The following is a 22,916-nucleotide window of genomic DNA, read 5'->3' on the forward strand; positions in this document are numbered from 1 at the left end:
AATAAAATCATGATAAGCTTCAATTTGTTCTGAGTTATTTCCAATTCGTTTTAGTACTTTCACACGAATTAAGGCCTTTATAATGGCCATATTTATTCTTTTTTCTTCAAAAACATTTGGGCCTGCTATGGACAACATAATACACTGATAAAGAGATAATTAATACAGATCGAGCTGTAAAATTAATAAGAATATTGACTTATCCGCTGTGTTATAAAACAGTTAGCATTTAAACAAAAATTGACAATCTAAACTTATATTAGAATATGAACAATTCAGAAGACTATTCTAAGTTGAATATGGACTTTGGCAAGAGGGTACGCGAGTTACGAAAAGAGAAAAAGATCAGTACGATTGAAATGAGTAGAAGGTGCTTTATTGATTCAGGAAATTACGTCCGGATTGAACAAGGTAAAACCAATCCAACGTTAAGGACCATCTACAAAATCTGTGTGGCGCTTGAAATTACTTTATCAGAACTTTTTAGTACTTTATAGGTATAACAACGTAACTATTGTGGGTGGAGGGAGGTATTCGTTAAGATCTGAAAAACAGGTTTGCATAGTGACCTCTTTTTCTGAAGGGGTATAAGATCAATTCGTTAATTATTGGAAGCCCATTAAGACGGTGAAAAGGAGAGATTTGGGTGAAAAAACAAATTTGCACCTTTTTACCAAATGGCCTGTACTGAAAAAACGATAACCTTTATTATACAACGAAAATTGTGGGACTTTTTTTCTAAATGGACGCCACACATTTTATCCATACGCATAATCGATAGTATACCCGGCAGGTTTTTAAACTGCCGGGTATACTATAATAGTCGTAAGATGTTGATTATCAACCAGTATTTCTCATGGCTCCTGCTATGGCATTAATCGTGGTGAGTAGGGCAATTAAAGTTTGTTCGTCGTCTTTGCCTTGCGTTTTTTCATTTCGCCATTGCTTCAATAAGGCTACTTGTTTGGCATGAAGATCATTCATAATAGATGCTCTCAGCTCATTAGAAAAAAAGTGTTGCGGACGCCTTTCTTCTATGTCTTTGCCTAGAATATCCATTAATACAACACGTGTTTTTTCTAATTCTGAGAGAAAGAGGTTCAAGAACTTATCACGTATATTTTCATCTCTTACAAGAGATGCGTATAATTTCATAATCTCTTCATCCGTGGAAGCAAGACTGGTATCAACATTGGTCAAAACATAGCGTATAAAAGGATCTGTCTTTACCAGTGTTTTGAGTTTCGTATAGCCATCAGCATCATCATTTTTGAATCTACTTAAAGTAGTACCCAGGCCATACCAGCTGGTCATATTAAACCTGGATTGACTCCATGAAAACACCCATGGTATTGCCCGAAGGTCTGAAAGTGAATTAGCTCCTTTCCTTCTGGAAGGCCTGGACCCGATCTTACTCATTTCAATGGCGTCAATGGGTGTGGCTTCTCTGAAAAAGGTTATGAACCCTTCTTCATGTAGCAGCCCTGAATACACTTTTTTACTTTCAGCCGCCAGGTAGTTCATCGTAGCGGTTAACGGATATTCCGTCCTGGTTGTATTCTTGCCTAATATAGTTCTCGCTGTAACGCTGGCGGTCAATAATTCCAGGTTGTAAGCAGCGTTCACCTTATTTGCATACTTCTGTTCAATCGTTTCTCCCTGTTCTGTCAAACGCAGATCTCCGTTGATAGTAGAATGAGGCAAAGCGCCAACAAAATAGTGAGTAGGCCCAGCTCCACGACTGATGCTACCTCCCTTACCATGAAAAAAACGAATATTTACATTATGTTTTTCTCCTACTTCCCAAAGTTTTGCCTGGGCCTTATACAAATTCCATTGGCTGGCCAATATCCCGCCATCTTTGTTGCTATCGCTATAACCTACCATTACCTGTTGTACGAGAACATCAGCGTTGGTTTTTTCTCTGAGGTATTCCAGGCTTCTCTTGGTAAATGGATGTGAAAGAAACGCTTCTAATATCTCTGGTCCGGCTTCCAGGTCTTCAATGGTTTCCAATAATGGCACTACTGGTACCGTACAGACAATACCCTCGTCAGTATTTAATGTCAAACCTGTTTCACGCGCCAGCACATATACTCCTAAAAGATCAGATAATGACCGGGTCATACTGACTATAAACGAGCCTATGCCAGCCAGACCATACTTGGAAATATGTTTTTCTACCACGCGATAAACATCTACTACAGCCGCTGCATAACTCCCCAGCTGCATATTTGCATGTGAAAAGGGCCGGTTGGAAAGCAACTCCTGGTTCAAAAAGTCCTGACGCCGCGCCTCATCCCAGTCTATGTATTTTTCTCCGCTGTATCCTGACGCAATCATCAGTTCAGTAATAGCATTATCGTGAAATTCGCTATTTTGACGAATGTCCAGTGCAGCCAGATGAAATCCAAAAATATCTACGCAACGTATCGCCGAATTCAAATCATTATGTGCAATGATCAGCGCACCATAACTCCCAAGCTCCTCTTTCAAAAGTTTCAGGTCATCAACCAATTCATCTTTTTGCATGTAACACCCTTCAAACTCCTGTACTTGAGTAGCATGTCCACGGGCCGTATCCAGCGGCATTTTTGTGATCATAAGGTTGACAAATTGACGAAAGGCTTCACCTTTATTTCGGTATATGGCCAATTCACCTTTTTCACCAAGCTCACTTTCTATTTCGCTTATTCGAGATTGAAATGCCTTGCTGGTTTCATGTCGATGAATAGCAAAACTCAAGTTTTTTACCAGGGAGGTGAGTCTTCTGCGTATAACTACCAGTGCATTTAATCTTAACAAACCCAGCGCTTCTGCGGTGACTTCCGCAGTCACCAACGGATGTCCGTCCCGATCACCGCCTACCCAGTTACCAAAAGTAATTCTGGGAAAAGCACATTCGTCCTTTATCCTCTGGGTAGAATAACCCTCCTCTTCTAATGCCTGAAGCATTCTACCATCCAACACTTCAAGTACGTCAGGAAAAACATTGGTAAGGTAATGGACTACATTACGTAACTCAGATTCGATATCCGGTTTTTCAACAAAAATCTCACCCGTTTTCCACAAGCGATACAAGGAAAGTTTTATGCTGAGGCGAATTTTTTTCAGTTCATTTTCCGTGTACATACCATTTTCACGTTGCACCATCAGCAAGTACAACTCACGGTGATGCTCCAGTACCGTGGCACGCTTGGCCTCTGTAGGGTGTGCCGTTAAAACCGGTTCTACACGAATATGTCTCAACCACTTGCTGATTTCGGAATCCGGAACTCCTTGCTCTTTTAACTCTTTGAAGTTATCTGCCCATAATCCGCGAACACCAGCAAGTGTACCTTCGCTTTCTTTTTGTCTTCGTTGCTGAACGGCGCCGTTCACTTCTACTATATTCACCAGTTGGAAAACAATACTATAAAGCTGTATGTGTTTTAATGTGAACTTCTGAGGATCTCGTGGAGGTAGATCATTGACCCAGGGAATTTGACTGGCCATGAGGTCTTCTCCATTTTCACTAAGTACCTCTTTTAAAGCCTCTAGCAAAAAATCTAAATCCTGATAGGGCTTGCCCAGCCTGGACTTTATTTCATTTAATGGGTTAATTGTATTCTTCATTTTAGTCGATCTCTATTTTGCAGGGCATAAAACAAACCAAATAACAAAGAATAAACAAGATGATTGTATTAGCATAAAATAAAAAGATGAGTTCAAACGATTGCATCAGTCCATTGCTATTGATATTTTCTAACTTTGCAGCCTTGTGAATACAACGGAGCTACTTAAACTATATAAATCCGACAGCTTTATCCGGACGATAGCTGAGGAAACCAAGACAAACGAGGGCAAGTCCATACAGGTAAAGAATCTCTCCGGAAGTCTGGATGCCATTATCATAGCGGCAGTATATCAGATCAATCATCAAAACCAGCTTATTGTTCTACACGATAAGGAGGAGGCAGCTTATTTTCATAATGATCTTCAAAACCTATTGTCGGCAAAGGAAGTGCTGTTTTTTCCTACTTCATATAAACGCCCCTACGAATTTGAAGAAACCGAAAACGCCAATGTACTCATGCGGGCGGAAATTTTGAACCGCATTAATCATAAATCATCAAGTGGCGAACTGATTGTCACCTATCCGGAAGCGCTTACTGAAAAGGTAGTCAATAAGAAATCATTGTCTAACCATACTTTCACAGCCAAAATCGGTGAAAAAGTGGACGTGGAATTTCTAACTGAAATACTGGCTTCTTATGATTTCGAAAAAACGGATTTTGTTTACGAAGCAGGTCAGTTTGCTGTGAGAGGTGGTATTATTGATGTATTTTCTTTTGCACATGACCTGCCATACCGAATAGAACTGTTCGGTGATGAAATTGAGAGCATTCGCACATTTGACCCCAGTACGCAGCTCTCCGCAGAAGTAATGAAGGAGGTTAACCTTATTCCCAACATCCAGACCAAGTTGATCCATGAAGAAAGACAGGGTTTTCTGGATTTTCTGCCGAACAATACGAAAATATGGTTTAAGGATCATCAACAGACACTGGATGTTATTGATGCTTGTTTCGACAAAGCCACACAAAGTTTCGGCGCTATTTTAAAAGAAAGCGGCAATTCACAGATTGTACTAAAACCCAATGATCTCTTTGAAGAATCGGGTTCTTTTTCACAACAAACAAGTGCTCTCGTAAAAATTGAATTTGGTAATCGTTTCTACCTGGACGGCAAAAGTTTTGAACTGACCTCACAACCACAGCCCTCTTTCAATAAAAATTTCGACCTGGTTGCTCAAAATCTTCGGGAAAACCTTGAGAAGGAGTTCACCACACTTATTGCAGCTGAATCACAACGACAGCTTGAACGACTAAGAAATATTTTTGAGGAAATAGACCCGAGGGTAGAATTTCAGGACCTACCCGTAAGCCTAAGGCAAGGATTTGTAGATCAAACCCTTAAAATTGCCTGTTATACAGATCATCAGATCTTTGAACGCTTTCACCGATACAAAACCAAAAACAAACATTCCAAATCAAAAGCACTTACATTAAAAGAACTGCGAACATTACAACCGGGTGATTTTGTCACCCATATTGACTATGGTATTGGTAAGTTCGCCGGTTTGGAAAAACAAGAGGTAAATGGAAAAGAACAGGAGTCTATCCGGCTGATCTATCGTGACGATGATCTTCTGTATGTAAGTATCCATGCCTTGCATAAAATCTCAAAGTACACAGGCAAAGAAGGCACTCCACCAGCTATAAGCAAACTAGGCTCGCCGGAATGGGAAAATAAAAAGAAAAAGGCTAAAAAGCAGGTAGCCGATATAGCTAAAGATCTTATTAGTCTATATGCCAAACGCAAGAAAACACAGGGCTATTCTTTTTCACCCGATAGTTTTCTCCAGGCTGAATTAGAATCATCTTTTATTTATGAGGACACTCCGGACCAGGCAAAGGCAACAGCGGACGTTAAAGAAGATATGCAAGAGGGACATCCTATGGACCGATTGGTATGTGGCGATGTAGGCTTTGGAAAGACCGAGGTAGCGATTAGGGCAGCTTTTAAAGCCGTTGCTGATAATAAACAGGTAGCCGTATTAGTACCTACTACGATATTAGCTATGCAGCATCACCGCACCTTTGCAGAGAGGTTGAGTCGTTTCCCGGTAAAAGTGGAATACATTAATCGTTTCAAAAGTACTCGAGAAATTAAAGAGACTTTAAAAAGAGTAGAAAGTGGTGAAACCAATATCTTGATAGGTACGCATCGCATAGTGAGTAAAGATGTAAAGTTTAAGGACCTCGGCCTGATGGTAATAGACGAAGAACAAAAGTTTGGGGTAAAAGTAAAGGAGAAGTTAAAAGAAATGAGAGTAGATGTAGATGCAGTTACTTTGACGGCAACTCCCATACCCAGAACCCTTCATTTCTCACTCATGGGGGCCAGGGATTTAAGCATTATTTCAACCCCACCACCAAACCGTCAGCCCGTTACTACCGAGCTACATGCTTTTGGAGAAAATGTAATCCGCGATGCCATTAGCTTTGAATTACGGCGGGGTGGCCAGGTATTTTTTGTTCACAACCGAATAGGCGATATTGATGAAGTAGCCAATATCATACTCAGACTGGTACCAGACGCACGTATAGGTATTGCACATGGCCAGATGGATGGTGCAATATTGGAAAAGGCCATGATCAAATTTATTGAAGGTGAGTACGATGTATTAGTTTCTACCAATATTATTGAATCAGGCCTTGACATACCTAATGCCAATACTATTATTATTAATCAAGCCCATATGTTCGGACTTTCCGATCTGCATCAAATGCGCGGAAGAGTGGGAAGGTCTAATAAAAAGGCATTTTGCTTTCTGCTCTCACCTCCTACAGCAGGACTTTCTTCCGACGCACGCAAAAGATTAAGTACACTGGAAGAATTTTCCGATCTGGGCGACGGTTTCAAGGTAGCTATGCGTGATCTTGATATTCGCGGCGCTGGCAACTTGTTGGGCGCAGAACAAAGTGGTTTCATTTCGGACCTTGGGTTTGACACCTATCATCAAATACTGGATGAGGCAGTTCAGGAGTTAAAACAGACAGAATTTCGTGATCTCTTTGAAAAAGAGCTGAGCGAAACCACCAAAATACTTGTAGAAGACTGCACAATAGAAACAGACCTGGAGTTGATTATTCCAGAAAGCTACGTCAGTAATATTTCGGAGCGCTTAAGCCTTTATGCCCGGTTAGATAGTATTAAATCTGAAGAAGAGCTTGAAAAATTCCGCGATTCTTTAACAGACAGGTTTGGTCAGCTACCCGATACGGTCATTGAACTAATAGAAACAGTAAGGCTTCGGTGGTTGGCTGAAAAACTTGGGTTTGAAAAGCTGAGCTTAAAAGGAGAGAAACTAAAAGGTTACTTTGTATCGTCTGATAAAGAGGCGTTCTTTAAATCTGAAACGTTCGGAAATATTCTGACCTATGTCCAGTCCCATCCCAGAAATTGTAAATTAAGAGAACATAAAACGCGCCTGATATTAACGATAGATGATGTTATGAATGTGGACCAGGCCAAACAGATATTGACTGACATGGTGCCACAAGAAATTTTACAGACTTAAATCTGTAATATCAATAAAATCATAATAATCTTCCAGCTCCTCAACAGTGTGAAATGCATTGATCCCCAAAACTCGCCCCTCACTCGGTAGATAACATACTTCTACAAAATAATCTTTCATAGAATACAGATAATATTTCTTTTCTTCCTCTACCCTGTACAAAAGATAATCTGCAAAAACAGTAATAAAATCACACTTTTTATTGAAAGATAAAATCTGAAAATCGTCTAAAGAAATCATGGTGTTACAGGTCTATTACACCATTCAACTGTTAAACATTGTGCCAGCGACTAAAACCGTCAAAATGAGCTGTTTATGAGGTTTATGAAAAGGGGTGAAGGTCAAAAAGAGATGATCAGTCCCATTTTGGGACTGATTCCAAGCTTCTAATCGATTTTAAAGACAGTTCATCGAGTGTTCTGTGTCTTAAGGTTTTAGTATCCCAAAATAGGACGCACTAGAAACTCATGAGGTCTTTAAAACGTTGGGTCTGTCTTCTCGATACATCTACCTCATGCCCCCCTTTCATATATATTTTAATGCTGCCACTGAACCAGGGTTCTATCCTGTCTACCCAGCGAAGGTTGATCATTTGCTGTCGGTTAGCACGGAAAAAAGTTTTTGGATCTAATCTTGATTCAAGGTAGTTCAACGTTCTCGGGATCATTGGCTTTTCTTCTTCGAAATAGAGTTTGGTATAATTACCATCCACTTCAAAAAGTCGTACGTTGGACAGTCGCACAAACCAGCATTTTTCACCATCTTTAACGAATACCTGATCATTTTCTGTCATTCTATCTTCCAGTGATAACTCTGACTTCTCTTTTTTCTCAGCTACCTTATTTATAGCACCGGCAAGACGATCTTTTTGAATGGGTTTTTGTAAATAATCCAGTGCATTGTATTCAAAAGCCTTAATGGCATACTCATTATATGCTGTAGTAAATATAATGTCCGGGATGAATTCTAGTTCTTCCAATAATTCAAAGCCGTTCTTACCTGGCATTTGTATATCGAGAAAAACCAGGTCCGGTTTATCATTTTCAATTTTTTCTTTTGCTTCCATCGCGTTAGCAGCTTCACCTATTACCGCTACATGATCAAACTCCTTTAATAATCTTTTCAATTCGCTGCGTGCCAGTCGGGAATCATCCACTACAAGTGCCTTCATAATATTTTTAATTTACAGGTACAGTAAATCTTGCCAAAACGTGCTGCCCATCCATGTTTTCAATTTTGAGATCAGATAATTTTCCAAACAATAATTTCAATCTATCCGAAGCGTTTTTTAATCCAATGCCTGTACTGGTAGAGCTTTCCTTCAACTGCCCGGTATTGATCACCTCTACTGACATAGCATTGTCCTTAAGGTAGGACTTTATATTTATTTGACCACCGTTAGGCAAGTTGGCTATACCATGTTTAATCGCATTTTCCACTAAAAGTTGCACTGCCATAGGTGGTATTTTCATCTCCAGCGTTTCAGGCTTTATCTCTAGTTTATATTGAAGCCGGTCTTCTAATTGAATTGATTCCAGGTTCAAATAGTTCTGAACAATTTCCAACTCATATTCCAGGCTTACCTTTTCTTTATTATTAAACTGGACAGAGTAGCGTAATAGTCCGGAAAGATGTGTGATCATATCTCTGGCTTTTTCCGGATTTTCAATAACGAGGGAGCGAATGTTATTCAAGCTGTTAAAAATAAAGTGAGGATTGATCTGAGATTTAAGAGCGATAAGTTCAGCATCTTTTACAGCAGCTTCCAGTTTCCACTTTTCCACCTCGCTTTGACGGAAATTAAAAAACAACTGAAATAGAAAATAGATCAATTGCCAGCCTAAAATGGTAATGGACAGGTTTACAGAAGTCAGGATCACCTCCAGTAACCAGTGCATTTCAGGTTCCTCTTTGATATCTATTGGAAAGCAGACATGCGAAATAGGTATAATGATCAGGGACCAGATAAAACCAATAATGACCGAAGAAAGAGCCACCAATAGGGCTAGTCTGAATATGCCGAATTTAGCCCAATTATTACGCTTAATAACATATTGCCTGAAAAGATGAGACAACATGAAGCCTACAACGGTAGTGGTACCGTAGCTATACAGGATATTCCAATGAAAACCAACAAAATACAACAGTATTACTGAAAATAATGCATAGAATAACATCCAGCCTATTGCCTGGAATATCCAATACATCTTTTCCTTGTTGAATTTCTCTATGTCGATCATAGCAGATTAAATCTCAAATCTATACTAATGATAAATGGATTATCACAATAAAAAAAAGTGACGGTGAATGACGGCATATGTAGCCTCTGAAAGGTAGGTAAGCATTATAAGTTTTCGGAAAAAAGAATTAACTTATCATAATAAATCCGGGTTCTGTCAGTTATTTCATTCGGTACTCCAAGGAGTTATAAGAGATAATCAAACTTAAATTTTCATCTTTTGTATGAAAATTGTCAAATAGAAGTGTTATTTTGCCGCTTTGTAATCTAGTATTAATAAATAGATATCACTTAAACTGTGATAACATTTAATTTTTTAAGAGTAAATACAACAGGTATGAAAAGAACTGCGAACTTTCTAAAAGGTGCTTTGTTCGTTGTCAGTGGTTCGATGGTACTTACTTCATGTTTTCTGGGAGGCGGTGGTGGAAGGCCAACAAGTGTGCATCCGGGAGCAGTAAGTACAGCCACAGGTTTGGCTTATAATGATGAAGACAATAATGGATTCATGGTGAATCCATACAGCGGTCAGCCCGAGGGACCAAATTTGGTCTTTATAGAAGGTGGACGTGCTGTTGTGGGATCCTTCGAAGAGGATATTCTCAATAGAAGAGATAACATCGAACGTACCGTTTCTGTAGCATCTTTTTATATGGATGAAACAGAGATCGCTAATATTCATTGGTTAGAATACCTTCATTACCTGAATGTATCGGATTCTTCAAGAGAAGTTTATATTGCTGCTTTACCTGACACTACGGTTTGGGAAGCGCGCTTAGCTTATAATGATCCTTATACGGATCACTATTTAAGATATCCTGGTTTCAGGTATTTTCCTGTTGTAGGTGTCAGCTGGGTTCAGGCCAATGCCTATTCAGATTGGAGAACTCAGGCTGTAAACCTGAAACTATTAGAAGAATCAGGAGAAGAGCTTCCGGAAACTACCGGGGGACGAATTCCTTTAGAATCCGGTGTAGTACTTCCTAACTACAGACTACCATCAGAAGCTGAGTGGGAATATGCTGCAACTGCCCTTATCGGTACACAGTGGCTGGATGAAAATCAAACACACCAAAGGTTATATCCATGGGATGGTCATGCATTAAGAAATCCTTACGGTAAAGAGATGGGTTATTTCCTGGCAAATTTCAAAAGAGGTAGAGGTGATTATGCCGGTATAGCAGGTAAACTGAATGATGGTGCGCTAATTACATCTTACATTTATGAGTTCCCTCCTAACGATTTCGGATTATATAATATGGCTGGAAATGTAAACGAGTGGGTATTGGACGTTTATCGACCTATGTCATTCCAGGATTTTGATGATCTTAACCCAATTCGACGAGATGGCTACTTAGATGAAGTAAAAAATCCGAATACCGGAGAGCAATATTATAATAGCGATAGCGAAAATAATCCTGAAGGCTTTACATCACTCATCACGGATGAAGCAAGAGTATATAAAGGAGGTTCATGGAAAGATGTAGCCTACTGGCTATCCCCAGGTACCAGAAGATACCTTGATCAGGATTCTTCAACTTCCACTATCGGCTTCAGATGTGCAATGATTCGGGCAGGATCAAACTACTAAGAAAAAAAGATTTATTTATATAAGGCCTGCTGAGAAGTGGGCCTTTTTTTACACTGTACTGCTCAATTTTAACAAGAGTTATGTCTGCTGACAAAGTTACTCTTTGACTATGTCTACATTTAGCGTAGGAGTTCTTAATGGGTACACAAAAAAACCGAGGTAGTAACTTTTGTTAAAAGCTCTAAACTAAGTCCAAAACAACAAGACAGCCGGCCACTAAGCTATGAAAATAAAAAGTACAAAGGCTGTGTATATAAACCTGTATAAAATACTGGCCGTTCCGGTTATTTTGGGCTTAATGTTCTACTATCAAAACTTCTCTACAGAGGCATATGTCTATTTATCTCTTCACGGGACATATTGTTTTTTATGGTTCTTGAAATATTTGTGGTTCAGAGACGAAACATTTAAGGGCAGGATTTCCTTCATAAAAGGCTTTTCTTCTATTTTTTTAGTTTCTCTGGGATATTTTGCCGCACCGTTCATTTTGATAAGTCAAAAAATTGATTCCTCAGCTCTTTACATTGCGTTGGTTTTGTTTTTTTACATAATTGGAATTTTCTTTCACTATGTGAGTGATATCCAGAAATACTATACATTGAAATATAGAAAGGGATTGATAAAAGAAGGAATGTTTAGCAGAACAAGAAATCCCAATTATTTCGGTGAGATAATGATGTACGCTTCCTTAGCTATGTTATCCAAACATTGGATACCTTTTTTTATACTCGGATCATTAGTAGGTTTTGTGTTTCTTGGAGTTATGACTCAAAAGGACAAGTTCTTATCACAGTTCCCGGAATTTGATGATTATAAGAAAAAAACCTGGTTGCTGTTTCCAAAGTTCTTTTAGCTAATCCATAAAAACGATCTCGTAATTTATTTTTCCAGAAATTTGGACGGAGGCACTCCATATGTCTTTTTGAATAGTTTGCTAAAAGAGGCTAAATCGGTAAATAACAGTCTCCCTGAAATATCAGATATAGACATCTTCCCTAAAACGCAGTACTCCTTGGCTTTTTGCATCCTTAGTTGATTGATATATTGATGCGGGGTCTTTTGAAAAATTAGTTTGAAGGAATCGTATAAGTGGTACTCTGAAAGTCCACATGCCATTGACAGTTCTTGAATACATATCATATGTGATTCAAAATTATCATGTATATAATCTCGGGCTATTAACAGCCGTTTAAACACTTCTTTTTTGGTGGACTTCTTCTTTCCTTTTATAGAATTTATCTTTTTTAAACCTTCAAGTTGATCTGTAAATAGTTTATCCAACAGCTCGAATACTATCTCATTCGGATCGGAATAGTGGTATTCTTCAGAATTACTTCTTGAAAATATCTCCTGCAAAAGTGTACCTAATACACTGTAATTTGCATTGTAAATATTTTCAACGAAAAAAGAACTGGAAGACTTATGATCAAAAGGGCTGTCCAACAGTTGTATTTCAGAAGCATCAAATCCAAAATAGAACTTAGAGGTAATTTCTTCAGGTAGAATAAAACTTAGTATATCCATTCTTTCATTTTGGCTACCAATCAGTTCCCAGTCAGTACCAGGGTTTAACACCATGTATTGATTTTTCCCAAACCTGGAAGACGCTCCGGGGGTAATAATTTTCGAATTGGAATTAGAATTGGAATAGACTACGGACAAAGCATTTTGGTCTTTGGAGACGGAGTACGGTAGAACCATATTATACCGCATTAAGTAACTCTTCCCCACAGTCAACGGCTTATGGTCTACCCTGGCATTTTTGCTAAAGTGATTATAGAAACGATCAATATAGATTTCGGACATACCTGAGAGTAGCAACTTTAAATAATTATTTAAATGTGCAGAAAATCATGGGTTTTTGACAACTCATTGTCCATTTTCTAAAATACTTTTATCCACAGAATTAACAGCCTTAGCAAATTAATAGGTTCGATAAAGACTACTATCAAGCCTGGTGTTTTATCACTTGAAATACCTTACAATCTATCTGGTAAAGCCGTGAATTATATTTTTTGAAATAAATAGACAACCGATTAATGACCATTTTTTTATGAGAAACAATACATTCAATATTACCATTTTAGTCATTACAATGGCGCTTTGGGCTTGTGGAGATGACGATACTACCGAGCCGGTAAACACGGCACCCAGCATGAGCGCTCAGTCCTTCAGTGTGTCAGAGGCAGTAGGCGATACAGATATCATTGGTACAGTAACGGCGACTGACCCTGAAGATGATGAGCTTACTTTTAGTATCACTACTAATGACAATGACTTGTTTGAAATCGCCAGCGCCGGGGCGCTAAGCCTGGCTACAGGTAAAGGTCTGGATTTTGAAATGACTACCAGTCATACGATTACCGTACAAGTGTCAGATGGAGAGTTTAGCGTTTCCACCACTATCACCATCTCTGTGTTGGACATTAGTGAAAACACTATGCCCACTATTGCTCCTCAAACCTTTTCAGTAGCTGAGGATATCGATGATATCACGGAAATAGGTACAGTCGTAGCCACGGACGCTGAAAGCAACGAACTTACCTTTACCATAACTACTAATGATGATGACTTATTTGAAATATCGGAAGTTGGTGTACTAAGTCTTGCAGCGGGCCAAACTCTGGATTTTGAAACGAAGAAAAGTCATAGCATATCTGTTGAAGTTTCAGATGGAGTATTGGCAGCTTCATCTGAGATCACCGTCAATGTAACAGATGTATCTGAAATCGCATCTGTTCCATTCATAACAACATGGGAAACCACAGCTGACAATGAATCCATTACCATTCCAATAGACGAATTCAATTTTACATATAATTATAATGTCGATTGGGGAGACGGCAGCACAAGCAGCAATCAAACGGGAGGTGCTTCTCATACTTATGCGACAGCCGGCACATATACTGTCAGTATTACGGGTCTTTTTCCAGCTATTTATTTTTTTAATAAGGGGGATAAAGACAAAATAAGAACAATCACACAGTGGGGGGATAACTCCTGGAAATCCATGAGAGACGCATTTAGAGGTTGTTCAATGCTTACATACGCCGCTTCGGATATTCCTGATTTGTCTCAAGTAACTAATATGAACAGTATGTTTACAGCGTGTAGTTCATTCAATGGGGCTATTGGGAATTGGGATGTGAGCAACGTAACCACCATGGCCTTTATGTTTGCCTCTGCCACTTCTTTTAATCAGGACTTAGATGATTGGGATGTAAGTAATGTAACAAGTATGTCTACGATGTTCTCTTCTGCATCTTCATTCAATCGTGATCTTAATAAATGGGACGTGAGTAATGTAACTCGAATGTCTCTTATGTTTAACCAAGCCTCCTCCTTCAATGGAAATATTAGTAATTGGGATGTAAGTAATGTAACTAGCATGGGCTCCATGTTTTCTGGAGCAACCGCCTTCAAGAGGAATCTAAATAGTTGGGACGTGAGTTCGGTTACTAGCATGCAAGGTATGTTTAGTCGTAGCTTTTATAATTCTGATATTGGGGATTGGGACGTAAGTAATGTAACTAATATGGAAGATATGTTCAACGATGTGACTCCTTTTAATCAGGACATAAGTGGTTGGGACGTTAGTTCTGTAACTAATATGGAAGAAATGTTTTACAGAGCTTTTGGCTTCAATCAAAACTTAGGCAATTGGAATATCGAAAATGTTGCTAATATGTCCGACATGCTGAGAGATTCCGGACTTTCTATCGCAAATTATGATGCTACACTACAAGGTTGGTCACAATTGCCGATAGTTCAATCTGGTGTAAGACTCGGCGCTTTTGGTCTTGTGTATTGTGATATTGGAGAAGCAGCCATTGCTGTTTTAGAAACAAAGGGTTGGATAGTAGGTGGTCGTAAGGGTTTAGGAGCAGAGTGTGAGTAACTATTTTATTTTAATGACCTTCTTTTCGCACTAAAAAATCAGGCTGGAAGCCGACTTTTCTATTAGATACGTTGTTCCATGTGAAAATTCATTAACCAGTATTATCAACAATGGCTCACCGCATTAAATGGTGAGTCATTGTTATTTATGCGCTCAAACAGGCAATGTTGATAATCAAATCTCAAATAGTATGTAACATATAACAAGCAAAATGAATAGCGACTTAGATTTTTCCTAAAGATCTTACAATCTAATCAGTCCATTTCTCTTAATTTTCATAATACCTATAGTATTGTTTATTTTTTGGTTACTCTATTTTTGATCGTTCCTTAAAAAGTGAACGATAACCATGAGTCATGAAGATTTACAACAACAGTCTGATCCTTTTGAACACAGTACCAGCAATACTAAAATGACATAGCTTATCATTTAGCTGCAGCCATCGCCGCTATACTCAGCGACTTGAGGTTAGCTTTTGCCATTGACTGACCACAGGCCTCAATAGTTGAACCTGTGGTAATCACGTCATCTACCAGCAGAACATGCCTATCTTTTAATGACAGCTCATCAATCACTTTAAAGATCTCATCTACATTTTGCCAACGTTGAACACGTGATTTGCTAGTTTGTGTTTCAGTATCTTTTACTCTTATTATACTTTTTGTGGCAACTTCACATTCCAGGTATTGAGCAAGACCATTAGCAAAGTGCTCACTTTGATTGTAACCTCTCCGTCTCATCTTACTCTTATGCAACGGAACCGGAATAATAACGTCAATTTCCATGTGTTTGTGGTTTTCTTCTAACGTATGGCCAAGCTTTCTGCCCACCAGCTCAGCCAATTCAGGCATATTATGGTATTTCATTTGATGTAGCAGCCTTTGTATCCGTCCTTTTTTATGAAATTGATAATATGCCCAGGCATTTTCAATTTCAATTCTGCCATGGAACTTTTTGGCCAGAAAATTATTGTTATCCATATGGCTATCCGTTTTAGCCATTTTATAATCACATGAAAGGCAGATGAGTTTTTCACCCTTTATCAATGCCTGATTGCAGGTGATACATGTATTTGGAAAGAAGAGGGCAAAAAAGTCGGTGAGCATTGGAAGGGAATGAATATATTTACTTGTTAAAGTTGAAAAGTGATGAATAAGGTCGAAGAATTTAATGATTACAGAAGTCGGATGAATGAACAAATTCTTTCTGACAATAACAAAGTCATTAAGAGGATTTTTAATCTTGACACAAATACGTACGCAGCAGGCGCACTGGATGAAAAAACAAAGGAATTAATGGGTTTGTCCTGTTCAATGGTATTACGATGTGATGATTGTGTTAAATATCATCTAGGTAAATGCCATGAACTGGGATTTACGAAAGAAGAAATATATGAAGCCTTTGCTGTGGCGAATCTGGTAGGAGGTACTATCGTAATACCTCATTTAAGAAGAGCAGTAGAATATTGGGATGAGTTAGAATCTCTGGACCAATGATAAAAAAAGACCTGACGTTAGAAAAATCATGGCAGCAGTTACTTAATGCACTTGAAGAGTTAATTGGAAAAAGGCCAAATGACTTAAATGCCGTTCTTTTTCTTATTGGCGTTCAAGAGTTAGGTAAAGGAAAGAAGGTCTTTTCTAAAGAAGAAAAACAGGACCTCCTTCATATTGCTATTTGTAAAGTACTCAGTCTTTCAGGATTTTACCAGTTGGAAGGATTAGACGAGGAGGGTTGGCCACATTGGAAACTTGTAAAAAAATTACCTCATTTTGATCTTTTAGAACAGGAAAAATTACTTAAAATGCATGTAATAGATTACTTTGAGCAGGAAATGAATTTGCAGCTACAAGCTGAAAGCTAATTATTTGAAACAATCTAAAATTGTTTTTACTTATACTATTGTGTGGTGAACTCTGAATGAGGCTAATGCGTATAATTACTACGCTACAGCCGCGGCTGAACTATGAGTGATCAAGATAGAATATATCGAAGTTTAAAAAAATACAAACGCAAGTATTTCATTGATCTTGCCATCAGGGGCACCTTGATATCTTTGACGTTTATATTAAGCGTTTTTCTAATCGTAAATACTCTGGAATATTCGCTCCGCTTTGATACCTATGTACGTGCCGCACTTTTATTTCTCCTTATTCTCACTACACTTTACTTTTTGATCCGCCATGTACTGGTACCATTATACAGGCTATTAAAAAGTGATCATAGTATGAATGATGAAGTAGCTGCCAGAAAAATAGGCACCTATTTTCCTGAAATAGGAGATAAGTTGCTGAATATCATACAGTTAAATTACAATAGCAATAAAGGCATTTCCCTGGCACAGGCGGGAATTTTACAAAAAAGTAAGGCTGTGGGCCACGTAGAGTTCACTCAGGCCGTTCCATTGCAGCATAATCGACGTTATTTGAGCTACTTTGCCGCACCTTTTTTGATATTAATCACCCTTCTTGTTTTCAGCCCGGCTCTGATCACTTCCAGCACAACACGCATCATCAAATTCAACGAAGAATTCTTGCCTTCAGCCCCATTTGAATTCAACCTGGATAATAAAGAATTACAGGCGTTTAAAAATGAAGATTTTAGTATATCACTTGAACTTACCGGTGAAGCATTACCTAAAAACGCATATGTATTGGTATCGGACCGAAAGATTAAGATGACAACTGCAGGTAATGGCATTTACACTTACCTGTTTAAAAAGATACAGAGCTCCAAAAACCTTCGTTTCGAAGCAGCTGGTTTTCAGTCTGCTTCATACACTCTAAATGTGGTTGATCGTCCAGCATTAAAAACGTTCAATGTTTACCTCAACTATCCTGATTACCTGAACAAGAAAAGCGAAAGATTGAGTAATGTAGGTAATCTTCAAATACCTGAAGGTACACGTGTTCGATGGGAGCTAAGCGCTTTAACGGCCGATGAAGTAACATTAAACTTTTCATCTACAGATAATGATCAGACACCGAGCCAATTGGAAAACGATGTTTTTGTATTGGAGAAAACAATTACTCAGTCAGATCAATATACCATTGATCTCAGCAATGCCTACGGAAAGAACAAGCAGCCTATCGTTTATAATCTGGATGTCATTCCCGATAAGTACCCTCAAATAACTTTGAATGCATTTCAAGATACCACCCTATTTAGTTTTATAGCCTTAGGTGGAGATATTAACGATGATTATGGACTCACTCAACTTAAACTTTTTTATAAGTTCGATGAAGCCGCGAGTGACTATCGCGAAATAGAAATTGGGATTAATAAAAGTCAAAATGTACAACGCTATTACTATCAATGGCAATTTGACTCGTTAGACATACAAGGCGATAATCAAATACGCTACTACATGCAAGTTTGGGACAATGACGGTGTAAATGGACATAAATCTACCAAAACGGGTGTTTATTCATTTCGAATACCTTCCAAAAGAGAACTAAAGGACCAGGTCAATACTGAAGCCAAACGTACTGAAGATGACATTGACAAAACACTACAGGAAGCAAAAGAGCTCAAGGAAGAAATAGAAGAAGCTGAAAACCGATTGAAAGGAAAGAAGGAACTCAACTGGCAAGATGAAAATCTATTGAAGGATATCCTGGAAAGGAGAGAAGAACTAAATAAAGCAATAGAAGAGCTAAAAGAGCAGAATCAGAATATCAATAAAAAAAGAGAGCGTTACAATCCTCAAAGCGAGAAGATAAAGGAAAAAGTGGAAAAACTTCAAGAATTAATGAATGATCTTTTAGACGAGGAAACCAAAAAATTATATGATGAACTTCAAAAGTTATTAGAAGAGCAACAAAATATAGAAGATATCCAAGATGTATTAGATCAGTTGAACAACAAAGAAAACAATCTTGAAAAGGAGTTGGAGCGCACACTTGAGCTTTTTAAACGTATGAAATTCGAACATGAGCTGGATGAATCTATCAACGAGCTCAACGAACAAATCAAAGAACAGGAAGAGCTACAAGAAAAGACTGAGGAAAAAGATTCCGATACTGAAGAGTTAAGTGGTGAACAGCAAGAGCTACAAGAGAAATTTGAAGATTTTCAGGAAAAACTCGAACAGCTGGAAGAAATCAACCAGGACATGAAAAGGCCTGAATCTTTACCTGACATGCAGGAAGAAAAAGAAAGTGTAAAGGAAAGTCAGAAGGAAAGTAAGGAACTCCTGGAAGAGAATAAAAAGAAAAAAGCGGCAAAATCACAGCAGAATGCTAAACAGCAGATGCAGCAAATGGCAGAAAAGATGCAGCAAATGCAAAGTAATTCACAAATGTCCATGTCGCAGGAGAATCTCGATGACTTACGTGATATTGTTAACAACCTTCTCAAACTATCATTTGATCAGGAAGATCTGATGAAAGAATTTGGTGATGTTAAACAAAGTGATCCACGTTTTATAGAATTATCACAAGAACAACTAAAATTAAAGGATGATGCTAAAATTGTAGAGGATAGCCTGCTCTCTTTAGCTAACAGGGTGTTTGTATTAGCTTCATTCGTTACACGTGAAGTAGGGGATATGAACAACCATATGGATAAAAGTGTAGATGCAATAAAGGAGCGAAAAAAACCACTAGCCGTTTCCGAACAGCAATTCGCGATGACTTCTATGAATAACTTGGCATTGTTACTCGATGATGTATTAAAACAAATGCAACAGAATATGGCTGATGCGATGGGTCAGCCTCAAAAAGGGGAGGGCAAACAAAAGGCGCCTTCGCTTGGAGAGTTACAACAACAACTCAATAAACAAATTAAAGGACTCAAAGAGAGTGGAAAGAGCGGTAGACAGCTCTCTGAAGAGTTAGCTAAATTGGCGGCTGAACAAGAACGTATACGACAGGCTTTACAGGAAATGCAGGAAAAGTACGGCGAAGGTGATAATGGCCAGAAGCCAGGAGATGGATTGGTTGAAAAAATGGAAGAAACCGAAATTGACCTGGTCAATAAACAGATCACCACGGAAACGATCAAACGGCAGCGTCAAATACTTACCCGGTTACTAGAAGCCGAGGACGCTTTACGTCAAAGGGATAAGGACGAAGAAAGAAAGGGGGAAACTGCCAAAGATTACGATAAACAAGTTCCTAAAGCTTTTGAGGAATATTTTAAGCTGAAAGAACAAGAAATTGAATTGTTAAAAACTATACCACCTAAACTATATCCCTATTATCGAAAAGAAGTGAATGATTACTTCAAAAGATTGGGAGATAACTGATCAGAATGAATAGTATTAAAATCCAAATTCCGTCACTCACTGAGAATATCCGGATGATCGAAAGCTTCATTGACAATGCCAAGGAGAAGTATAAACTGGAAGATGATATCTATGGTAATATCATGATTGCTGTCACAGAAGCCGTAAACAACGCCATCCGTCATGGTAATAGTAATGATAAATCAAAAAATGTGGCACTCTCTCTTGCCCTGGAAGATAATCAAATCACGTTTACAGTGTCAGATGAAGGAAAAGGTTTTGACTTTCAAAATTTACCAGACCCCACCGCTCCTGAAAATCTGGAGAAACCAGGGGGTAGGGGAATATTCTTAATGAAACATTTATGCGATGAAGTGGCCTTTAAAGAAAAAGGTAAAATTGTAGAACTTAATTTTTACATCAATTAATGCCATCGGTTTATTTCCATCAGGAAGACATAACGTTCATTCTTCCTGATGAGAATAAGGTCATTCAATGGATTGAAGATGTAGTAAATGGTCATAATCATGTGATACACGAGCTAAATATCATTTTTTGCTCAGACGAATATCTTCACAATATTAATACCTCTTACCTGGACCATGACACTTATACTGACATCATTACATTCGATCAATCCGAAACCAGTGATGATCTGGAAGGTGATATTTTTATAAGTATATCAAGGATAAGAGAAAATGCGAAGCAATTTGATGTATTGTTCGAAGATGAGCTTCACAGGGTCATCATCCATGGTATATTACATCTAATGGGTTATAAAGACAAAACTGTTCAAGAAATAAGGCAGATGCGGGAAAAAGAAGAAGCTTGCTTATCTTTGCGCCTTTTTAAAAGCCGTTATTGAAGTAGTATAAGTGTTCCACGTGGAACAGTGCTAGTCTGAAAATATTGGCACGAAGTTCTAACAACACAAGTGTTCCACGTGGAACACTAAAACATTTGATTGAACTATGTTTCAAGAATATGATATAATAGTAGTAGGAGCCGGGCACGCCGGATGTGAGGCCGCACATGCAGCAGCCAAGATGGGTTCAAGTGTGTTATTAGTTACCATGAACATGAATACCATTGCACAAATGTCCTGCAACCCTGCCATGGGAGGTGTGGCCAAAGGTCAAATTGTGCGAGAAATTGACGCACTAGGTGGCATGTCTGGTATTGTATCTGATAAATCTATGATACAGTTTCGAATGCTTAATAAATCCAAAGGTCCTGCCATGTGGAGTCCAAGGACTCAAAACGATCGAATGAAGTTCGCCGAAGAATGGCGTTTAGCCCTCGAACAAACTCCAAATGTTGATTTTTGGCAAGAAATGGTCACAGGAATTATAGTAGATAATGGCAAAGTTACAGGTGTTACCACAGGAATGGGGTTGGAAATAAAAGCAAAATCAGTTATTCTAACCAATGGTACTTTTCTAAATGGTATAATTCACATAGGTGTGAAGCAATTTGGAGGTGGCAGAACAGGTGAAAAATCAGCTAAAGGTATTACAGAACAACTCGTTTCACTAGGTTTCGAATCAGGGCGTATGAAGACAGGTACACCTCCCAGGGTAGATGCCCGTTCCCTGGATTTTACAAAAATGGAAGAACAGCAAGGAGACGCAGTACCCGGCAGGTTCTCTTATACCGATACTACGCCTCTCACCCAACAACGAAGCTGCTTCATCACTTACACCAATCCCGATGTTCATAACATTCTGGAAACCGGATTTGACCGTTCACCTATGTTCAATGGCCGAATTCAAGGTCTTGGACCACGCTACTGTCCTTCCATTGAGGACAAAATTAACCGCTTTGCAGAAAGAGATCGTCATCAAATATTTGTAGAACCGGAAGGATGGAATACAGTTGAAATATATGTCAATGGCTTCTCAACCTCTTTACCTGAAGATATCCAATACAAAGCCCTTTCAAAAGTACCTGGTTTTAAAAAAGTAAAAATGTTCCGTCCAGGCTATGCCATTGAATATGATTTCTTTCCGCCAACCCAACTTAAATTATCATTGGAAACAAAGCTCGTTGAAAATCTCTATTTCGCAGGACAAATCAATGGCACCACAGGTTATGAAGAAGCCGCTAGTCAAGGACTCATGGCAGGAATCAACGCACATCACAAAATCAATAAACTAGAACCATTTATACTTAAAAGATCTGAAGCCTATATAGGCGTACTAATTGATGATCTTATCAACAAGGGGACTGATGAACCTTACAGAATGTTTACCTCCCGAGCAGAATTCAGAATACTCCTTCGTCAGGACAACGCAGATATAAGACTTACCGAAAAAGGGTTTAATATAGGTTTGGCTTCCAGGCAACGCTTAGCCGACCTAAACGATAAGCTAGATAAAATGGAAAAACTCTCTCGTGATCTTAAAGACACCCGCGCCATTCCCGAATCATTTAATAAAGGTCTGGCCAACTTAAAAACAGCCACAATCAAACAAAAAATACCCGTTGTGAACTTAATTCGGCGACCTGAATTAAGTATACACACTATTAAAAATCTGGATGAAAATCTATCCAATTCACTCTCCTCTTACGCCAATGATATACTTGATCAGGTAGAAATTCAAATCAAATATGAAAATTATATACTTAAAGAGAAACAACTTGCCGAAAAAATGGAGCAACTGGAGAACAAAAAAATAAGGACTAACTTTGATTACAACACTATCACAGCCCTCTCTGCAGAAGCCCGTCAGAAACTAAAGACCATACGCCCTCAGACTATTGGACAAGCCTCTCGTATTAGTGGTGTATCACCCGCTGACATTTCAATATTAATGGTTTACCTGGCTAAATAAG

Annotated in this window: 17 protein-coding genes; 11 read left to right on the forward strand and 6 right to left on the reverse strand. The window is 38.5% G+C overall.

Features of this window, described 5'->3' with window-relative positions; genetic code table 11:
- The first annotated feature begins 266 nt into the window (after nucleotides 1–266).
- Entirely contained in the window at nucleotides 267–497 is a 231-nt protein-coding gene (locus FNH22_RS12310; RefSeq protein ID WP_143398687.1) for a helix-turn-helix domain-containing protein, read from the forward strand.
- 343 nt (nucleotides 498–840) lie between these two features.
- Here the strand turns inward: FNH22_RS12310 and FNH22_RS12315 are convergent, their stop codons facing one another.
- On the reverse strand, nucleotides 841–3,615 hold the full coding sequence (locus tag FNH22_RS12315) for a phosphoenolpyruvate carboxylase (RefSeq protein WP_143398688.1): 2,775 nt from the start codon (nucleotides 3,613–3,615) through the stop codon (nucleotides 841–843).
- A 145-nt stretch (nucleotides 3,616–3,760) separates the two neighbouring features.
- Here FNH22_RS12315 and mfd point away from each other — a divergent pair, with 145 nt between their 5' ends.
- On the forward strand, nucleotides 3,761–7,126 hold the full coding sequence (mfd, locus tag FNH22_RS12320; RefSeq protein ID WP_143398689.1) for a transcription-repair coupling factor: 3,366 nt from the start codon (nucleotides 3,761–3,763) through the stop codon (nucleotides 7,124–7,126).
- On the opposite strand, the gene FNH22_RS12325 is transcribed toward mfd, so the two are convergent.
- The 3 genes from FNH22_RS12325 to FNH22_RS12335 all read right to left on the reverse strand — a co-directional run bounded on the left by FNH22_RS12325 (nucleotide 7,115) and on the right by FNH22_RS12335 (nucleotide 9,366).
- Nucleotides 7,115–7,366, reverse strand: a complete 252-nt coding sequence (locus FNH22_RS12325) for a hypothetical protein (RefSeq protein ID WP_143398690.1) — start codon at nucleotides 7,364–7,366, stop codon at nucleotides 7,115–7,117. The two genes, mfd and FNH22_RS12325, sit on opposite strands and share 12 nt — an antisense overlap.
- A gap of 217 nt (nucleotides 7,367–7,583) precedes the next feature.
- Nucleotides 7,584–8,297 (reverse strand): LytTR family DNA-binding domain-containing protein, encoded by a 714-nt coding sequence (locus tag FNH22_RS12330; protein WP_143398691.1) that lies wholly within the window; start codon nucleotides 8,295–8,297, stop codon nucleotides 7,584–7,586.
- A 7-nt stretch (nucleotides 8,298–8,304) separates the two neighbouring features.
- A complete protein-coding gene (locus FNH22_RS12335) occupies nucleotides 8,305–9,366 on the reverse strand; it encodes a sensor histidine kinase (RefSeq protein WP_143398692.1) in 1,062 nt (353 codons plus the stop codon).
- A gap of 336 nt (nucleotides 9,367–9,702) precedes the next feature.
- Here FNH22_RS12335 and gldJ point away from each other — a divergent pair, with 336 nt between their 5' ends.
- Nucleotides 9,703–10,956, forward strand: coding sequence for a gliding motility lipoprotein GldJ (gene gldJ / locus FNH22_RS12340; RefSeq protein WP_143398693.1), 1,254 nt, complete (start codon nucleotides 9,703–9,705; stop codon nucleotides 10,954–10,956).
- 223 nt (nucleotides 10,957–11,179) lie between these two features.
- Nucleotides 11,180–11,809 (forward strand): DUF1295 domain-containing protein, encoded by a 630-nt coding sequence (locus tag FNH22_RS12345; RefSeq protein ID WP_143398694.1) that lies wholly within the window; start codon nucleotides 11,180–11,182, stop codon nucleotides 11,807–11,809.
- 26 nt (nucleotides 11,810–11,835) lie between these two features.
- Here the strand turns inward: FNH22_RS12345 and FNH22_RS12350 are convergent, their stop codons facing one another.
- On the reverse strand, nucleotides 11,836–12,762 hold the full coding sequence (locus tag FNH22_RS12350; RefSeq protein ID WP_143398695.1) for an AraC family transcriptional regulator: 927 nt from the start codon (nucleotides 12,760–12,762) through the stop codon (nucleotides 11,836–11,838).
- A 247-nt stretch (nucleotides 12,763–13,009) separates the two neighbouring features.
- On the opposite strand from FNH22_RS12350, the gene FNH22_RS12355 reads away from it, so the two are divergent.
- Complete coding sequence (locus FNH22_RS12355; protein ID WP_143398696.1) at nucleotides 13,010–14,854, forward strand: BspA family leucine-rich repeat surface protein; 1,845 nt, start codon at nucleotides 13,010–13,012, stop codon at nucleotides 14,852–14,854.
- 425 nt (nucleotides 14,855–15,279) lie between these two features.
- Here FNH22_RS12355 and FNH22_RS12360 read toward each other — a convergent pair whose 3' ends face one another.
- On the reverse strand, nucleotides 15,280–15,834 hold the full coding sequence (locus FNH22_RS12360) for a ComF family protein (RefSeq protein WP_185154202.1): 555 nt from the start codon (nucleotides 15,832–15,834) through the stop codon (nucleotides 15,280–15,282).
- Nucleotides 15,835–16,002: 168 nt separating this feature from the next.
- Between FNH22_RS12360 and FNH22_RS12365 the strand changes: the two genes are divergently transcribed.
- The 6 genes from FNH22_RS12365 (at nucleotide 16,003) to mnmG (ending at nucleotide 22,915) form a co-directional block, all read left to right on the forward strand.
- Nucleotides 16,003–16,350 carry a carboxymuconolactone decarboxylase family protein gene (locus tag FNH22_RS12365; protein ID WP_143398698.1) on the forward strand — a complete coding sequence of 116 codons (348 nt, stop codon included), beginning with the start codon at nucleotides 16,003–16,005 and terminating at the stop codon, nucleotides 16,348–16,350.
- The gene (locus tag FNH22_RS12370; RefSeq protein ID WP_143398699.1) at nucleotides 16,347–16,718 is read left to right on the forward strand and encodes a hypothetical protein; all 372 of its coding nucleotides are present in this window, start codon (nucleotides 16,347–16,349) and stop codon (nucleotides 16,716–16,718) included. Before FNH22_RS12365 ends, FNH22_RS12370 begins: the two co-directional genes overlap by 4 nt.
- Nucleotides 16,719–16,820: 102 nt before the next feature.
- Entirely contained in the window at nucleotides 16,821–20,102 is a 3,282-nt protein-coding gene (locus tag FNH22_RS12375) for a DUF4175 family protein (RefSeq protein WP_185154203.1), read from the forward strand.
- 5 nt (nucleotides 20,103–20,107) lie between these two features.
- Nucleotides 20,108–20,509 (forward strand): ATP-binding protein, encoded by a 402-nt coding sequence (locus tag FNH22_RS12380; protein WP_143398700.1) that lies wholly within the window; start codon nucleotides 20,108–20,110, stop codon nucleotides 20,507–20,509.
- Complete coding sequence (gene ybeY, locus FNH22_RS12385; RefSeq protein ID WP_143398701.1) at nucleotides 20,509–20,946, forward strand: rRNA maturation RNase YbeY; 438 nt, start codon at nucleotides 20,509–20,511, stop codon at nucleotides 20,944–20,946. Before FNH22_RS12380 ends, ybeY begins: the two co-directional genes overlap by 1 nt.
- Before the next feature lie 106 nt (nucleotides 20,947–21,052).
- On the forward strand, nucleotides 21,053–22,915 hold the full coding sequence (gene mnmG, locus FNH22_RS12390; protein ID WP_143398702.1) for a tRNA uridine-5-carboxymethylaminomethyl(34) synthesis enzyme MnmG: 1,863 nt from the start codon (nucleotides 21,053–21,055) through the stop codon (nucleotides 22,913–22,915).
- Nucleotide 22,916: the final 1 nt, after the last annotated feature.

It is taken from the genome of Fulvivirga sp. M361, assembly GCF_007097395.1.
Lineage (GTDB): Bacteria > Bacteroidota > Bacteroidia > Cytophagales > Cyclobacteriaceae > Fulvivirga.